We start from the raw sequence: 15,683 nt of genomic DNA on the forward strand, positions 1-15,683 counted from the left end.
ACGGATTCTCCTCCGTCACGCGTCCAGTTTTACCCGGAAAATACGCATGGAGTTGCCCACCGCAAGCAGGCAGACGCCTACATCCGCCATGACGGCGGCCCACATACCGGCCAGCCCCAGAATACCCAGCACCATCACCAGCAGTTTGACGCCCAGGATGAGAACAATGTTCTGCACGATAATGCGCTCCGTCGCCCGTGACAGAACCATCCCCTGCGGAACGGCAACGGGGTCTCCTTTCATCACCACCACGTCCGCAGCCTGGAGAGCCGTATCAGACCCTACGCCGCCCATGGCTATGCCGATGTCCGCGGCAGCCAGGGAAGGAGCGTCATTCATGCCGTCCCCCACAAAGGCGAGCAGCCCTTCTTCCGTCTTCAGCCGGCGCACGTGCTCCAGCTTGCCGGCCGGCATCAGCCCGCTGAACACCTCGTCCAGCCCCAGCTTGCGCCCCACCTCCGCACCGGCGGAGGAGGAATCCCCCGTCAGCATCATCAGGTTGGAAACGCCCAGCGCCCTCAATTCCCGCACCGCCTGTTCCGCCCCCGGCTTGATCCGGTCAGACAGACGCAAACGTCCCAGCGGAACGCCGTCCAGAGCCACGTAAATGGTTACGCCGCGATCCTCTTCCTCCCCTGCCTCTACTCCCGCCTCCTGGAGAAAAGCCTTTTTCCCCACCAGCACAGCCTTCCCTTCCACACGGGCGGAAACGCCGCCCCCCGTTACTTCCACCAGCTCCGCCACACGGTCCGGGAACAGGCTGCCTTCATACGCCTTTACGATGGAACGCCCCAGCGGGTGGGAGGCGGAGCTTTCCGCGTGCGCCGCCCAGTACAGCAATTCCTCCGGCGTTACTCCGTCACGTGGAAGCACTTCATCCACGGAAAAGACGCCCTCCGTCAAGGTTCCGGTCTTGTCAAACACCACCGTCTTCACTTTCCGCAGGGCATCCAGGTAGTTGCTCCCTTTCAGCAGAATTCCCTGCCGCGCCGCCCGCCCTATCCCGGCAAAGAAGCCCAGCGGGATGGACAGCACCAGCGCACAGGGGCAGGAGATCACCAGCAGCACCAGCGCGCGGAACAGGCCGTCCGTCCAGCTTCCGCCCGTGACGAAGGGATAAAGCAGGAACACCAGAACGGCAATGGAGATCACCAGCGGCGTATAGATGCGTGAAAACGTGGACAGCCTTCCTTCCAGGGGGGATTTATGGCCGGAAGCGGCTTCCACCAGTTCCTGGACCCTCGCCAGGGCGGAATGCCGCCAGTCCCGGTCCGTGCGCACCTCCAGCACGCCCTGTCCGTTGATGTACCCGGCCAGCACGGTGCTTCCGGCCCCGGCCTCCACCGGAAGGGATTCACCGGTCATGGCGGAGGTATCCAGGACGGAATTCCCTTCCGTCACCGTGCCGTCCAGCGGGACACGCTCTCCGGGGCGCACTTCAATCACGGAACCGGGCCGGACCTCCGCGGGAGGAACGTCACGGACAGTGCCGCCCTCCCTCACATGGACGGATTCAGGCCTCAGGTTCATCAGTTCGCTCACGGACCGGCGGGAACTGCCCACCGCGCGCTCCTGGAGATATTCTCCCACGCGGTAAAAAAGCATCACCCCGACGGCTTCGGAATAATCCCCCAGGAACATCGCTCCCAGGGAGGCAATGCTCATCAGGAAATTTTCATCCATGGCACGCCCGTGCCTCAACCCCAGAAAAGCCGCCTTCAATACATCCCAGCCTATCAGCAGGTAGGCCGCCGCATATGCAGCCATGCCGCTCCAGGAATCGCTTCCCATCACCAGGGCGGCGACAAACAGAGCGATGCCCAGCACGGCGGGAACGGGCCTGATGGCGTCTCCGGAGCCGCAGCAGCTTCCTGAACAGCACCCTCCGGCGCAGCAGGAAGCTCCTTGTGAAAAATGTTCGTGGGAATGTTCCGTACTCATGACCTGTTCCGCTTGTACGCCTGCGTCTACGCTATGGCAAGCCCTATGTTAGTTCAATCTAACAAAGAGCTTTTGCTACTTCTTCTTTCTTAAAACGTTCCAGAACTCCCTGCCCCAGGAATTCGTCCATCGCCATGGCGCCGGCGCCCAGCAGCCCCGCTTCCGCGCCAAATCTGGCGGGCAGGATTTTCAGCTCCTCCATGTGCATGGGGAACAATTGCTCCCTGAGGTTCTTCAGCAGGGGCTTCATGAGCAGGTCTCCGGCCTTGGCTACCCCCCCGCCAATGATGAAGGCGTCCGGCACCAGCGTGTACATCAGGTTCATGATGAGACAGGCCAGCATTTCCGCCGTGTCCTCCCATAGCTGGAGGGCGATGGGACAGCCCGCGCGGGCGGCTTCGTCCAGGTCCCTGGGCGTGCATTCGTTCACGGTTTTGACGATTCCCGCCCCGGCATACCGTTTGACCGCCTCCGCCGCCAGTTCGTTGTTGCCGATGTATTCTTCAATGGCTCCCCGGTTGCCGAACGGGCCGGGCTTGCCCTGGTAATGGATGCTCGTCTGGCCCAGCTCCCCGGTGGAAAGCCGTTTCCCCCGGAGGATGCGGTCATTCACCACAATGCCGCCGCCAATGCCCGTCCCCATGGTCAGGCACACCAGGCTGGACATGCCGCGCCCGGCGCCCAGCTTCCATTCCGCATACGCCATGCAGTTGGCGTCATTGTCCAGCACGACGGGGAGGCCCAGCGCCTGCTCCATCAGCTCCTTCACCGGAACTTCATGGTCCCATACCCGGACATTGGTAAGCTGGTAAAGAGTCCCCCTGTAGTAATCGCACCATCCCGGCATCCCCATGCCCATCACGCAGGCGGACGGGAATTGCCCGCGCAGGTTCAGGGCCGCCGCAATCATGGCCTCAATAATCGCCTGGGGACTTTCAAACATGGCGGTGGGAATGCGGTCCGCTGTCGCCAGAATACGGTCCCCCGCCGTCACGCCCATTTTGATGCTCGTACCGCCGAAGTCCACGGCCAATGCGCAGGGTTCTGAAAAGCTCATGGTTCATACTTATGCCACGCACCCCCTGGAATCAACGCAAAAACGCATTCACACCCATCCCTTTCCGCGGCATGCCGAACTTCTTGTATAAAATACAATAAATATCCTCCAGAAAGGGCTTGCCAGGGATGCGCCGTCCAGTCCATGATAGGCGCCGTGATGATGGAAATGCCCGGTTCGGACGAATGGTTCATGCGCCAAGCCATGAAAGAATCCAGAAAAGCCCTGGTGAAGGGGGAGGTGCCCATCGGGGCCATCGTGGTGAAAGACGGCCGCGTGATCGGCCGGGGCTGGAACCAGGTGGAGGCCCTCAAGGACGCCACGGCCCATGCGGAGATGATCGCCCTGACGGCAGCCCAGGAGGCGCTGGGCGACTGGCGGCTGGAAGGCTGCACCCTGTACGTCACCAAGGAACCGTGCCCCATGTGCGCGGGGGCCATCGTCCACTGCCGCCCGGACCGGGTGGTCTTCGGCTGTCCGGACGCCAGGACCGGAGCCGCGGGAGGCTGGATCAACCTGCTGGATTCCAACCCTCCCCTCAACCACAAGTGCGAGGTGCGTCCCGGCGTTCTGGGGGACGAATGCCTGCACCACCTCCAGGAATTTTTCCGTGCGGCGCGGCTGGCGGCCAAAGAACGGAAGAAGCTGGCTGCGGACTCCCCCGCAATCCCGGATGAAAACGGGGAAGACGGCCCCGAATAAAGCACTTTGCATTTGCCAAAGCAGCGGACTCACGGCAAGCTAGCGGGGCTATGGAACACCGGAACGACAACGAGACTGCGGAAGGGACGGAACGCAAGCCGTCCTGGATCAAGGTGCGCCTGCCCAATGGCCGGGAATTCTGGGACGTCAAGCAGCTTGTGGAAGGCAAGCACCTGTTCACCGTCTGTGAAGAAGCCCACTGCCCCAACCGCTACGAATGCTGGAACCAGGGCACGGCCACTTTCATGATCGCCGGGGAGCGGTGCACGCGCGCCTGCGCCTATTGCGCCGTAAAAACCGCCAAGCCCTTTCCGCTGGACCCGGAGGAGCCGCAGCACGTGGCGGACGCCGTCGTGCACATGAAGCTGCGCCACGCCGTCATTACCATGGTCACCCGGGACGACCTTCCGGACGGAGCCGCCGCCCACTTCGCCCAAGTAATCCGGGCCGTCAGAAAAGCCAGTCCCTCCACCATCATTGAGGTGCTGGCCTCGGACCTGAATGAGAAGCCCTCCTCCATCCGGACGCTGATGGCGGCACGCCCCCACATCTTCGGCCACAATCTGGAAACGGTGGAACGCCTGACGCCCATCGTGCGCTTCCGCGCCCAGTACCAGCGCTCCCTGCGCGTCCTCCGGATGGCGCTGGACTGCGTAGACGGCAAGGTTTCCACCAAAAGCGGCATCATGCTGGGCCTGGGAGAGACGGAAGACGAGCTTTTCCGGTCCATGGACGACCTGCTGGAGCACGGCGTCACGGTGCTGACGCTGGGGCAGTACCTGCGCCCCTCCCGCAACCACCTGCCGGTGGTCAAATACATCCATCCGGACGACTTCGTCCGTTATGAGGAGGTCGCGCGAGCCAAGGGCTTCAGGCACGTGGCGTCCGGGCCGCTGGTCCGCAGCTCCTACCATGCCGCCAATTTCACCCCGGAAGCGGACGTGCTGGAGGCCATTAACGAAGATTTGAGAAAGGCCGGCGAACTTTAGAATAAATCTTGATATATTAACCCTTCCCTTTTACCATACAGGCAATTCCACGTCATTGAGAATCTCATGAGCAAAACACGTTCCTTCATCACGGCCGGGGCCATTCTGGGCGGCACGGTCATCGTGACGGCGGCAGTCGCGCCCCTGTTCCTGCCGAACCAGAATATCAAGCCCCTGACATCCGCCCAGGCGGCGGAAATCACCGCACATACCATGAACTCCAAGTGTGCGGACTGCCATAAGCCCGGCACCCACATTTCCGAATTGGTGAACACCCTTTCCGGCGGCCTGCTGGCGCGCCACATCCGGGACGGACAGCGTAGCTACAACATGGATGAACCGCCCACTGCCGTGACCCTTTCCAAACTGGAACACGTGCTCCAGATCAATTCCATGCCACCCACCTCCTACACCATGGTGCACTGGGGCAGCACGCTCACCCTTCCGGAAAAAGCAGCCATGCTCCAGTGGGTCAAGGATGAACGCCTGAAAATCTTCGGCGACATGGTGGGCAAGGAGTACGCCATCACCGCCATCTCCCCCATTCCAGACGCCCTTCCCACGGATCCGGCCAAGGTGGCCCTGGGCTATAAGCTGTTCCATGACGTGCGCCTCTCCACGGACAATACCGTTTCCTGCGCTTCCTGCCACTCCCTGAAGAAGGCCGGCACGGACAACCTGGCCACCTCCACCGGAGTCCGCGGCCAGAAGGGAGGCATCAACGCCCCCACCGTCTTCAACGCCGCCTTCCACACCAAGCAGTTTTGGGACGGACGCGCCGCCAACCTCCAGGAACAGGCGGGCGGACCTCCCCTGAACCCGGTGGAAATGGGTTACGAACATCCGGACGACTGGAACCAGATCGCCGCCAAGCTGAACCAGGACACCGCGTTTGCCGCGGAATTCAGGAAGGTTTATCCCCAGGGCTTCAACGGAGAAACCATCACAAACGCCATCGCGGAATATGAAAAGACCCTCATCACGCCGAACAGCCCGTTCGACCGTTATTTGAAGGGTGATGAAAACGCCATCAGCGAGAATGCCAAGAAGGGCTACAGGCTCTTCCTCAAGCTCGGTTGCCAGACCTGCCACACCGGCCCCGCCATGGGCGGCCAGTCCTTTGAATACGCCGACCTCAAGGGAGACTTCTTTGCCGGACGCGCCAAGACCAATGACGACAACGGCCTGATGAACTTTTCCAAGAAGGAATCAGACAGGCACAGGTTCCGCGTTCCCACCCTCCGCAACGTGGAGCTTACCTGGCCGTACATGCATGACGCCTCCGCCCAGACGCTGGAGGAAGCCATCACCAAGATGTACCACTACCAGCTCGGCTACGACAAATTGGACAAGAAAGAGGTGAGCTTGCTGGTGGCCTTCCTGAAAACCCTGACCGGGGAATACAACGGCAAGCCCGTCCAGGGCGAAGTCTGCCCCGCCTCCTGAGCCAGAGGAAAGCATTTTTTCCAGCCGCGCCATGAACCTTCATGGCGCGGCTTTTTTGTATTCCCCCTTCCGGCTTATTGCCGGAAAACCCCCGTTTCCGGCTTTTCCTCCGCGTCATACTTAGATTAAACTAATGGGTAAATGATTCATGATGAATAATTTTTATCCAAATTGAAAACACAGGCACATAATATCATTGACTTACTAGTTTGATGAAACTAACTTTCTCCCGGATTTGATTCATACACACACCATGCCACTCTCCATGCTCAACATCGGCGATATTCGCCAGGTTAACAAAATTCATGGCAGGGATGAAACCCGGCGTTTTCTGGAAAGCCTGGGCTTCGTTGCCGGCAGCACGGTTTCCATCGTTTCTGAAAACGGCGGAAACTTCATCGTCAATGTCAAGGGGTCCCGGATAGCTCTCAGCAAGGCTCTTGCATGCAAGATATTCGTGGCCTGAACCTTCTCATCCAACAATCAGCCATCATTCTATGACCAAACACCGTACATTAAGAGACGCCCTGATCGGGGAAACCGTGACCGTCGGGAAACTGGCGGGGGAAGGCCCGGTCAGAAGGCGCATCATGGACATGGGAGTCACCAAGGGAACGCAGATTTTCATCCGCAAAGTCGCCCCCCTGGGAGATCCCATTGAAGTCACTGTCCGCGGCTACGAACTCTCCATTCGCAAATCGGAAGCCGAGAACATCCATATCCATTGATTCCGCCCTTATTACCGCACGTTTCCTGACCTGACAGCAAGACGGCGCACCCATACATCAAGACAAGGAAACATCCATGAGCAACATTACCATCGCCCTGGCGGGCAATCCCAACTGCGGAAAAACCACTCTCTTCAACGCCCTGACAGGCGCCAGCCAGTACGTCGGGAACTGGCCCGGCGTTACTGTGGAAAAAAAGGAAGGCCGCCTGAAAGGCCACAAGAACATCATCATTGAAGACCTTCCGGGCATTTATTCTCTTTCCCCCTACACCCTGGAGGAAGTCGTCAGCCGGAATTACCTGGTCACGGACCATCCCTCCCTCATCCTGAACCTGGTTGACGGCAGCAACCTGGAACGCAATCTTTACCTCACCACCCAGCTTTGCGAGCTGGGCGTTCCCGTCATCATCGCCCTGAACATGATGGACATTGTCCGGAAGCGCGGCGACCGCATTGACACGGAAAAGCTTTCCCGGGATCTCGGCTGCCAGGTGCTGGAAATCAGCGCCCTGAAAGGGACCGGAATCCGTGAACTGGTGGACGCCGTCGTAAAAACGGCCACCTCGGAGGATGCCCGGGCCCCGCGCGCCGTGCACTTCCCGGACCGTCTGGAAAAAGCCATCGGGGAAATAGGGGAAATAATCACCGGCAAATGCCTGGACCAGCAGAAAAAATGGTTTGCCGTCAAGGTTTTTGAAAGGGACCAGAAAGTCGCGGACCAGCTCGCGCTCACCTCTGAGGAGCAGTCCCGCATCAACGGGATCATTGAAGCCATGGAACAGGAGATGGATGACGACAGCGAATCCATCATCACCAACGAGCGCTACAATTCCATTTCACGCATTACCGCGGATTCCGTCGTCAAGGCCGGCATCGGCAGCCTGACGGGCAGCGACAGGATCGACCGCATCATCACCAACCGCTGGCTGGGCCTCCCCATCTTTGCCGTCGTCATGTGGGCGGTGTATTACATTTCCATCCAGACGGTGGGCGCATGGGGAACGGACTGGGCCAATGACACCTTCTTCGGGGAATGGGTTCCGGAATGGGTGGGCGGCCTGCTGGAAAGCGCCAACTGCGCCCCGTGGCTGGAAAGCCTGATTCAGGACGGCGTGATTGCCGGCGTGGGGGCCGTCCTAGGCTTCCTGCCGCAGATGGCGGTGCTGTTCCTGTGCCTGGGTATTCTGGAAGATTGCGGCTACATGGCCCGCGTGGCCTTCATCATGGACCGCATTTTCCGCAAATTCGGCCTTTCCGGGAAGTCCTTCATCCCCATGCTCGTTTCCATGGGCTGCGGCGTTCCGGGCATCATGGCCACCCGCACCATTGAGAATGAAAAGGACAGGCGCATGACCATCATGACCACCACGTTCATTCCATGCGGAGCTAAAACGCCCATCATCGCCCTGATTGCAGGCGCCTTCTTCCCGGAAAATTCCTGGGTGGCCCCGGGAGCCTACTTCATCGGGGTGGGCGCCATCATCCTTTCCGGCCTCATTCTGAAAAAGACCGCCATGTTCTCCGGGGATCCCACCCCCTTCGTCATGGAACTTCCCATTTACCACGTTCCCGCCTGGAAGAACGTCATCATCCACGCGTGGGAACGCTGCAAGGCCTTCATGCAAAAAGCCGGGACGGTTATCTTCGTTTCCAGCGCCCTGATCTGGTTCCTTTCCAGCTACAACTGGAAGGTTGATTCCGTGGAGCAAAATGACAGCATGCTGGCTTCCATCGGCAACGTGGCCGCACCCGTCTTCCAGCCGCTGGGCTGGGGCGAATGGAAACCTACCATGGCCACCATCACCGGACTGATTGCCAAGGAAAACGTGGTCGGCACCTTCGGCGTCCTGTATGCGGACGGCAGTTCCGGGGAAGAGGCGGAGGAAGAACCCGCCGAAACGCAGGAAATGTCCCCCGCCGGCCAGGAGCTCCAGGCATCCCTGGAGGGCGCCTCTGAAGAAGCTGCCGCCGAGGAAGCCGCCGCTGAAGAGGAGGAAGATGAAGACGCTGAAATCAGGGAAACCGGGGACCGCCTGGTCCAGGCGGGAGCCTTCACGTTCCTGAGCGCCTTCTCCTTCATGATTTTCAACCTTCTCTGCGCCCCCTGCTTTGCCGCCATGGGAGCCATCAGAAGGGAAATGAACAGCGCCAAATGGACTTTCTTCGCCATCGGCTACATGTGCGCCCTGGCGTACTGCCTGGCCTTCCTGATTTACCAGATGGGAGCATGGCTTTATGCGGAAGCTTCCTTCGGCATCGGGCAGGGGCTCGCCGTATTGCTCCTGCTAGGCCTCATTTACCTGGTGGTGAAGAAACCCTCCGCATCCTCCAAATAACCCTCATACCCACTCCTAACCCCCTCACCAACATGGGAACATATATCATTGCCACCCTCCTTTTCCTGGCCCTGGCCTACGCGCTGTATAAAACGTTCAGCAAGCGCGGCAAGTGCTGCGGCAACTGTGACGGGTGCGGCAACGGCGGCGATAGCTGCTGCGGCAGCGGCGGCGGTTGCTGCGGAGGCCACCATCACGACGACGATCAAGAAAAACAGGACTGAGCCCAGTCTCAGCCCTTTCTTTCAGAACCTGCAGACCGCCCGCGGTTTGCAGGTTCTTTCCTTCTGCGCATGCCACATGCGCTCCCTCCTTAACCGATCCAGCCGTGCTGGTACGCCGCCATGGCCGCAATCACCAGCGCGATAAACAGGAAGATGAACCACATCACATTGTGGCGGTGGCGGTACTCCACGGCCATCAGGGGCTCCCATTCCTTTTCCACAAAGGAGAAGTCGTCACCGCTGGCAAAACGGTCGTACAGCGTTTCCAGCTCCTGCCCCGTCACCCCTTCCGGAGCGGCGAATACCGGCGGGCAGCATGAGCCCGTCTTGAACACGATTTCACAGTGGTAGATGCCGTCCGCTTCCTTGTAGGACTGGAGGCACGCGCCGTCACGGGCGCATACCACATGGCCAGTCGTTCCCTCCTGCAAGCGGCGCAGAGCAGTATCACGGTCGGTCACTTCATCATTTGAAATTTCCCATTGAACCTTACTCATTCTGTCAGTTTAAGACAGTTCCCATCCAAGTCAACATGGTTTTAAATGTTTCCTGACGCCGGAAATGTCATCAATTGTCATAAATCCGGCAGCGTGCAAGGCGCTGACCTTAACGTTCTTCTTCGTGTTTAATTCACCTAACTTGTTGTTAGTCAAACCAAAGAACTTTCAACAGATGGGAAGAAGTGCTAATCTAACCATCAGCGGCTACAACCAGCCGCACAACATAAGATGATGAACAAGTACACATGTATCATGATAGGAGCCGCCTGCCTGCTGGCAGCCTCCTGTCAGGCGGATACGGCCCGCAGGGAACCGGTGCGGAATACGGCGCCGGCCTCCTCCGTACAGGCCTCTTCCGCAGCGCCCCAGTCCGGACAACGGAATGACGGGGTTCAGGAACACAGGCGTTTCAAGCGCCTCTCGCTTCCTTTGAGATAAAGAATAAGCAACGCCGCACCCCCTACCTGATCGAGAATGCGACGTTGCCGCCAGGTCATGCAGACCCCTTCAATGCCCTTGCACGCAGGATTCCGCTCTCTGCATGCAGACGGACAAGGAAGACTTGATTATTATTGCGCTTCCACAGATTCGGGACATTTCCCGCCTAGAACGTGACGACGCATTGTACGGAGAAGATATTGGCGGAGTTGACGTCATCCCGCCCGGAAGGATTCTTCACATACTGGTAGGAAGGCTGGATGAGGCAGTACGGCGTAATGGAGAAGCTGTACGTGCATTCCAGAATCATTTCCCGGTCATGCCCGGGCCGCGTTTCCGCCAGCGTGTCGGCATCCGGCTTGCTCACGGAGAAGCCTACGCCGAAGAAGTTGCCGTCCGCTTCTTTCAAGCCGGTCATGACTTCCAGAGGTTTCTTGAAAATGACCCCGGCGGACGCCTGGGCTTCCGCTCCGCAGATGTTGCCTGATTCGGCGCTGCTCCAGCCGGCGCGGGCGAACAGGGCGAACGGGCTGCTGCCCAGGTCCTGTTCCAGGTTGAACGCCACGCCTCCATGGTTCTTGCCGTCCGCATGGAACATGAACGGCTGCAGGCGGTACGTGCCCGTGCCGATGCCGAAGGCCTTTTCATGCGTCCAGCCGATTTCACCGAGCAGGTTGAAGGATTTTCCGGTCGTGTGGTGGAACGGGTTGCGGCGGGGTTCATTGTCCATCATGTTGCCGCCCACCTGGATGAACCAGTTTTCATTGAACTGGTACTGCCCCACGAACCCGAAGTTGGAGTCCCCCAGCGGAAGCACCTGGTTGTTGACGAAGGGAGCGCCGCCGAACTGTCCGAAGGTGGTGTTGGCATACGTATTGGCGTCAAAATAGTTCGTCTGGTTGATCATGCCGCCCATGATGACGAGCTGGCCGTCCATGAAACCCTGGGAAAGGAGGAGTTCCGGCAGGTAGAAGTAGCCGTCTTCAAAAACGTCGCAGTTGGCGGGGCCGCTCGCGCCCCAGGAGTCGTCCAGCGTGGTGCGGTGCGTATGCCTGTTCAGGGCCACGGAGCCGGAGAGCTCGCTCTTGATCCAGGTTCCCTGGTTGCGGCTGGATTTGAACAGCTGCAGCCCGGCCTGGGCGTGGAATTTGTACCAGCTCTGGCTGGAACCGGCAGTCTCTTCGTTCGCGGCCGCATGGTGGCCCTTGGTATAGAGGAACGCCTGCTCCACCAGAAACTGGAAGCCGGCTTTCTCGTAAGCGCCTTTATGCAGATCCGTCAGGGCCCTGGTCAGAAGATCGTTCGGAATGGGCGTGCTTTCATCGCCGTATTCGTCCCCGAACAGGTCGATGTCGTCCAGAATGGAACCTTTGCCTTCAGCCTCTTCCGCAGCCGGAGCGGCGGCGGTAGTGGCTACGGATGCCGTACCGGCCATGCAGAAGCCGGAGCAGGCCAGCAGGGCGGGTATCATGTAGCGTTTCTTCATAGTAATGCTGTATCTTGAGTCTTCCTCGTCAATCGCGGATGTTCAGCCTTCCATGGCGGAGGAGCATTCCTGCTCCCGGCCTGCGGCGGACTGCGCATCCACGGCTTTGCCGCATGCGCCCATACAGAACTCACAGTCCCCGCAGAGCAGGCGGTATCTGGGACGCCGGACGAGAAGCCCGGCCAGTTTCCGGTACCGGCAAATCCGGCGGAAGAAACGGTGAAGTCCTGTATGGGTCAAGTTCATGCAACGCGGCAAAGTTAGATAGAACTAACTATTGAGTCAACACTTTTTCTCCCTTAGCCCTTTTCCAATTTGGAACTCCTTCCATGAAGCACGTTTCATACCTCTTTTATGATCAATGTATTGAAAAATCTTTAAAATAATTTTACGTACCGTAAAAAAATTAGTTGGAACTAATTCAACTTGACCTGAAACCTGCGGAACGTTACAAAAAAGCAGGCCTATTGGAGATCATCCAACCCTTCCGGGAAAGAAACGGCTGCATGCCGCCAAGGCCGGCTGAACCCAACAAAAAACATTACCATGAGTTACATCAACAACAAGGGCCTCTGGGGCTTCGTCGGCGGAGTCATCGCCGCCGCCATCGGCACGAAAGTGGTTAAAAGCCCCGCTACCAGGAAATTGGCCGTCCAGGGGCTTTCCAAAGCCATGCTCATCCAGCAGAAGGCCATGGAGCAACTGGCCAATATCCGTGAAGAAGCGCAGGACTTGTGCCACGAGGCCGCCGCTGAAAACCGCAAGCCGGAACAGTAACAATCTCATTGTTCATCATCATACTGGGGCAGCCCGTTTCCTTCTCCGCCGGCGGAACGGGCAGCCTCCAACGGGGGAAACGCACGGAGAAGGGCGTTTCCCCCTTTTTCATTTTTCCAAACCGATGCACTATCAGGTTATCCACCATACGCCCGGCAGGCTCCGGGTGCGCTGCGGCCGCGGCATGTTCAACCATGACCAGGCCTGCGGCATTGAATGCAGGCTCCTGAAGCTGAAAGGGGTCAGCTCCGTCAAGGCCACTCCCTGCAACGGGGGGGTGTTCATCCTGTACGAAGGGGCGAATCCCCAGACCATTTTCCGCGCGCTGGACAGGCTCAGGCCGGAAACGCTCCGCAGCCATGAACCGGAAGAACGAGCGGAAGCCAGGAAACTGGGCCAATCCTTTTCCCTTAAGATAGCCGGGAAAGTTTCTTCCTTCCTGCTCTGCAAATTATTCCTGCCGCCCCCTCTCAGAATGGCCAAGGCTTTCTGGAATTACGGCTCCTATTTCCGGCGCGGAATGGCGGGCCTGGGCAGCGGCAGGCTCAATGTGGCGGTTCTGGACGCCGTATCCATCGGGGTCTCCATCGGCACCAGGGCCTACGGAACGGCCAATTCCATCATGTTCCTTCTTTCCATTTCAGACCTGCTGGAAAATTACACGCGGAAGAAGACCCGGGCGGCGCTTGCGGCCAGCCTGAGCATCAACGTGGACCAGGTCTGGAGGGTGGAAAAGGACGGCATGCGCCAGGTTCCCATGGAACAAATCCGGCCCGGGGACAAGATCCGAGTGGACGCAGGCAACGTCATCCCTGTGGACGGCGCCGTCCTGTCCGGGGAGGCGGAAGTGAACCAGGCCGCCATGACGGGGGAATCGGAAGCGGCAGCCAAGCAGGAAGGCTCCGTCGTCTTCGCCGGGACCACGCTGGAAACAGGCTCCCTCGTCATCCGGGTGGACGCCATGGGCGACCAGTCCCGCATCAACAACATCATCGCCCTGATTGACCATTCGGAGGAATTGAAAGCCCGCATCCAGAGCCGGGCGGAAAAACTCGCGGATTCCATCGTTCCCCTCACCCTGCTCACGGCGGGGGCGCTGTTCCTGTTCACCCGGAACATCTCCAAGGCGCTCTCCGTGCTGATGGTGGATTATTCCTGCGCCATCAAGCTCGCCACGCCCATTTCCGTCATCTCCGCCATGAAGGAAGCTTCCGCGCGCAAGATCATGATCAAGGGCGGAAAATTCATGGAGCTGTTCGCCAGGGCGGACACCATCGTTTTTGACAAGACGGGCACGCTGACCTCAGCCTGCCCCCAGGTAACGCAGATTGTCCCCCTGAGCGACTGCAGCCGGGAATACATCCTGAAAACGGCCGCCTGCCTGGAAGAGCACTTCCCCCACAGCGTGGCGCGGGCCGTCGTGCGCAAGGCGCTGGAGGAAGGCCTGCACCATGAGGAAGAGCACGCGGAGGTGGAATACATCGTGGCCCACGGCATCTCCTCCCGCCTGCATGGGAAGAAGGTCCTCGTGGGCAGCTACCACTTCCTTTTTGAAGATGAAGGCATCCCCCTCACGGAAGAACAGCGGCAGACTATCCGCAGCCACGCCAGGGGCAAATCCAACATCTTCCTGGCCATAGGCCGCAGGGCGATCGGCATGATCGGCGTCAGCGATCCTCCCAGGCCGGAAGCCAGGGAAACGATCGCCCGGCTGAAGCGGCAGGGCATTTCCTCCATCATCATGCTCACCGGAGACAGCGAGTCCGCCGCCCGCGCCATCAGCCGCCAGCTGGGCATCACGGAATACCGCTCCCAGGTTCTGCCGGAGGACAAGGCGCGCTTCATCCAGCAGTTGAAGCAGTCCGGAAGAACGGTGTGCATGGTGGGTGACGGCATCAACGATTCCCCCGCCCTTTCCTGCGCGGACGTCTCCGTCTCCATGAAGGATTCTTCCGACATCGCCCGTGAAGTAGCGGACATTTCCCTGCTGTCCAGCTCCCTGAGTGAACTGGCGGTTTTAAGGGAACTAAGCTGCGCCGTCCTTGAAAAAATAGAGCGCAACTACCGCTTCATCGTCGGGTTCAACACCTCCCTGATTCTGCTGGGCATGTTCGGGCTGATTACCCCGGCCCTTTCCGCATTCCTCCACAATGCCTCCACGGTGTACGTCAGCGCGCGCAGCACGCGCCGCTGCCTGCCCCCGGTTGGCACTCCGCAGTAAAAGGAAAGGGATGGTTCATGTGGAAATGAACCATCCCTTTGAAAAACGTCCTGGGCCTTCCTATTCTCCGCTCTTCCGGCAATGCTCCGTCAGGAGCTGGAACCGGGAAATTTCCTCCAGCGTCATGATGTGTTCAATGCCGCAGGCCACTTCGTCCGCGCGCTTCTCCTCCATCTTCAGCACCGTGATCAGGAATTCTTTCACCATGGTATGGCAGGAAATAACCCGGTCCGCGTAATAACGGCCCTCCCGGGTCAGCACAATGGGGGAATACTGCGTATATTCAACCAGGCCGCGTTCCTTCAACTGCTTCATGGCCAGGGAGACGGAAGGCTTCTTCACGTTCAGCGCCTCCGCGATCTCTCCTACGGCGGCGCACCCTTTTTCCAGCTCGATGTTGCGGACGGCCTCAATGTAATCCTCCAGGCTGTTGCTCAGCTCCAGGGAGGGAAAGTTTTTGCGTATCATGACTGATGCTTATTAGGTTTAACTAACAAAAACAATAACCCAAGCTCCGGTCAAGTCAACCTCTTCTTGAAAAATATTAGGTGAGACAAACTTTTTTCTTGCAAAACAAGTTAGATTACACTAACTTTCATTCATGGTCAGCCCAAACCCGGAAAGAAACAACGGAAGAAAATGCTCCGGCGGCGTTCCCGCCAGAACGGAGTCCTTCTTCTCCAGGTTCTTTCCCGCCTCGCGCCCCTGCTGCTGCCGGGGCTGCGCCCTGAAATGCTCCGGGAAAAATTGTCCCTCCGGCAACAAGGGAAAACAGGCGCGGCCAAACTCCTTGGGGAACGCGTCCACAAACTGTATGGACTAGTCATCCGGTGCTC

The 15,683-nt window shown here is 58.9% G+C and carries 16 protein-coding genes; 10 read left to right on the forward strand and 6 right to left on the reverse strand.

Translation table 11 applies throughout. The features are described from left to right. Positions 1-15 precede the first annotated feature (15 nt). On the reverse strand, positions 16-1,941 hold the full coding sequence (locus P8A25_RS11440; RefSeq protein WP_215442351.1) for a heavy metal translocating P-type ATPase: 1,926 nt from the start codon (positions 1,939-1,941) through the stop codon (positions 16-18). Between the two features lie 58 nt (positions 1,942-1,999). Beyond that, positions 2,000-2,998 carry an ROK family protein gene (locus tag P8A25_RS11445; RefSeq protein WP_022398199.1) on the reverse strand — a complete coding sequence of 333 codons (999 nt, stop codon included), beginning with the start codon at positions 2,996-2,998 and terminating at the stop codon, positions 2,000-2,002. Positions 2,999-3,157: 159 nt separating this feature from the next. Here P8A25_RS11445 and tadA point away from each other — a divergent pair, with 159 nt between their 5' ends. The 7 genes from tadA (at position 3,158) to P8A25_RS11480 (ending at position 9,425) form a co-directional block, all read left to right on the forward strand. Next, positions 3,158-3,700, forward strand: coding sequence for a tRNA adenosine(34) deaminase TadA (gene tadA / locus P8A25_RS11450; RefSeq protein WP_251841018.1), 543 nt, complete (start codon positions 3,158-3,160; stop codon positions 3,698-3,700). Next, positions 3,697-4,689 carry a lipoyl synthase gene (lipA, locus tag P8A25_RS11455; RefSeq protein WP_257228125.1) on the forward strand — a complete coding sequence of 331 codons (993 nt, stop codon included), beginning with the start codon at positions 3,697-3,699 and terminating at the stop codon, positions 4,687-4,689. The genes tadA and lipA overlap by 4 nt, the downstream gene beginning before the upstream one ends. Before the next feature lie 66 nt (positions 4,690-4,755). Then, positions 4,756-6,135 (forward strand): cytochrome c peroxidase, encoded by a 1,380-nt coding sequence (locus P8A25_RS11460; RefSeq protein ID WP_215442352.1) that lies wholly within the window; start codon positions 4,756-4,758, stop codon positions 6,133-6,135. 253 nt (positions 6,136-6,388) lie between these two features. Continuing rightward, positions 6,389-6,601 (forward strand): FeoA family protein, encoded by a 213-nt coding sequence (locus tag P8A25_RS11465; RefSeq protein WP_022398203.1) that lies wholly within the window; start codon positions 6,389-6,391, stop codon positions 6,599-6,601. 31 nt (positions 6,602-6,632) lie between these two features. After that, entirely contained in the window at positions 6,633-6,863 is a 231-nt protein-coding gene (locus P8A25_RS11470; RefSeq protein ID WP_012420130.1) for a ferrous iron transport protein A, read from the forward strand. 76 nt (positions 6,864-6,939) lie between these two features. After that, positions 6,940-9,201 carry a ferrous iron transport protein B gene (feoB, locus tag P8A25_RS11475; RefSeq protein WP_215442353.1) on the forward strand — a complete coding sequence of 754 codons (2,262 nt, stop codon included), beginning with the start codon at positions 6,940-6,942 and terminating at the stop codon, positions 9,199-9,201. 32 nt (positions 9,202-9,233) lie between these two features. After that, on the forward strand, positions 9,234-9,425 hold the full coding sequence (locus P8A25_RS11480) for a FeoB-associated Cys-rich membrane protein (protein ID WP_102721214.1): 192 nt from the start codon (positions 9,234-9,236) through the stop codon (positions 9,423-9,425). Between the two features lie 89 nt (positions 9,426-9,514). Here P8A25_RS11480 and P8A25_RS11485 read toward each other — a convergent pair whose 3' ends face one another. Next, positions 9,515-9,922, reverse strand: a complete 408-nt coding sequence (locus P8A25_RS11485; RefSeq protein WP_022398206.1) for a hypothetical protein — start codon at positions 9,920-9,922, stop codon at positions 9,515-9,517. Between the two features lie 255 nt (positions 9,923-10,177). On the opposite strand from P8A25_RS11485, the gene P8A25_RS11490 reads away from it, so the two are divergent. Further along, positions 10,178-10,363, forward strand: a complete 186-nt coding sequence (locus P8A25_RS11490; protein WP_102721212.1) for a hypothetical protein — start codon at positions 10,178-10,180, stop codon at positions 10,361-10,363. 166 nt (positions 10,364-10,529) lie between these two features. Here the strand turns inward: P8A25_RS11490 and P8A25_RS11495 are convergent, their stop codons facing one another. Both P8A25_RS11495 and P8A25_RS11500 read right to left on the reverse strand, forming a co-directional pair. Then, complete coding sequence (locus P8A25_RS11495) at positions 10,530-11,849, reverse strand: carbohydrate porin (RefSeq protein ID WP_215442354.1); 1,320 nt, start codon at positions 11,847-11,849, stop codon at positions 10,530-10,532. 42 nt (positions 11,850-11,891) lie between these two features. Then, positions 11,892-12,095: a hypothetical protein gene (locus P8A25_RS11500; protein WP_022398209.1), complete on the reverse strand. Its 204-nt coding sequence runs from the start codon at positions 12,093-12,095 to the stop codon at positions 11,892-11,894. 300 nt (positions 12,096-12,395) lie between these two features. Between P8A25_RS11500 and P8A25_RS11505 the strand changes: the two genes are divergently transcribed. Both P8A25_RS11505 and P8A25_RS11510 read left to right on the forward strand, forming a co-directional pair. Further along, entirely contained in the window at positions 12,396-12,626 is a 231-nt protein-coding gene (locus tag P8A25_RS11505) for a hypothetical protein (RefSeq protein WP_022398210.1), read from the forward strand. A gap of 124 nt (positions 12,627-12,750) precedes the next feature. Continuing rightward, on the forward strand, positions 12,751-14,847 hold the full coding sequence (locus P8A25_RS11510; RefSeq protein ID WP_102721210.1) for a heavy metal translocating P-type ATPase: 2,097 nt from the start codon (positions 12,751-12,753) through the stop codon (positions 14,845-14,847). 60 nt (positions 14,848-14,907) lie between these two features. On the opposite strand, the gene P8A25_RS11515 is transcribed toward P8A25_RS11510, so the two are convergent. After that, positions 14,908-15,315, reverse strand: a complete 408-nt coding sequence (locus P8A25_RS11515; protein ID WP_022398212.1) for a metal-dependent transcriptional regulator — start codon at positions 15,313-15,315, stop codon at positions 14,908-14,910. Positions 15,316-15,683: the final 368 nt, after the last annotated feature.

Source organism: Akkermansia sp. BCRC 18949 (assembly GCF_045011645.1).
GTDB lineage: Bacteria > Verrucomicrobiota > Verrucomicrobiia > Verrucomicrobiales > Akkermansiaceae > Akkermansia > Akkermansia massiliensis.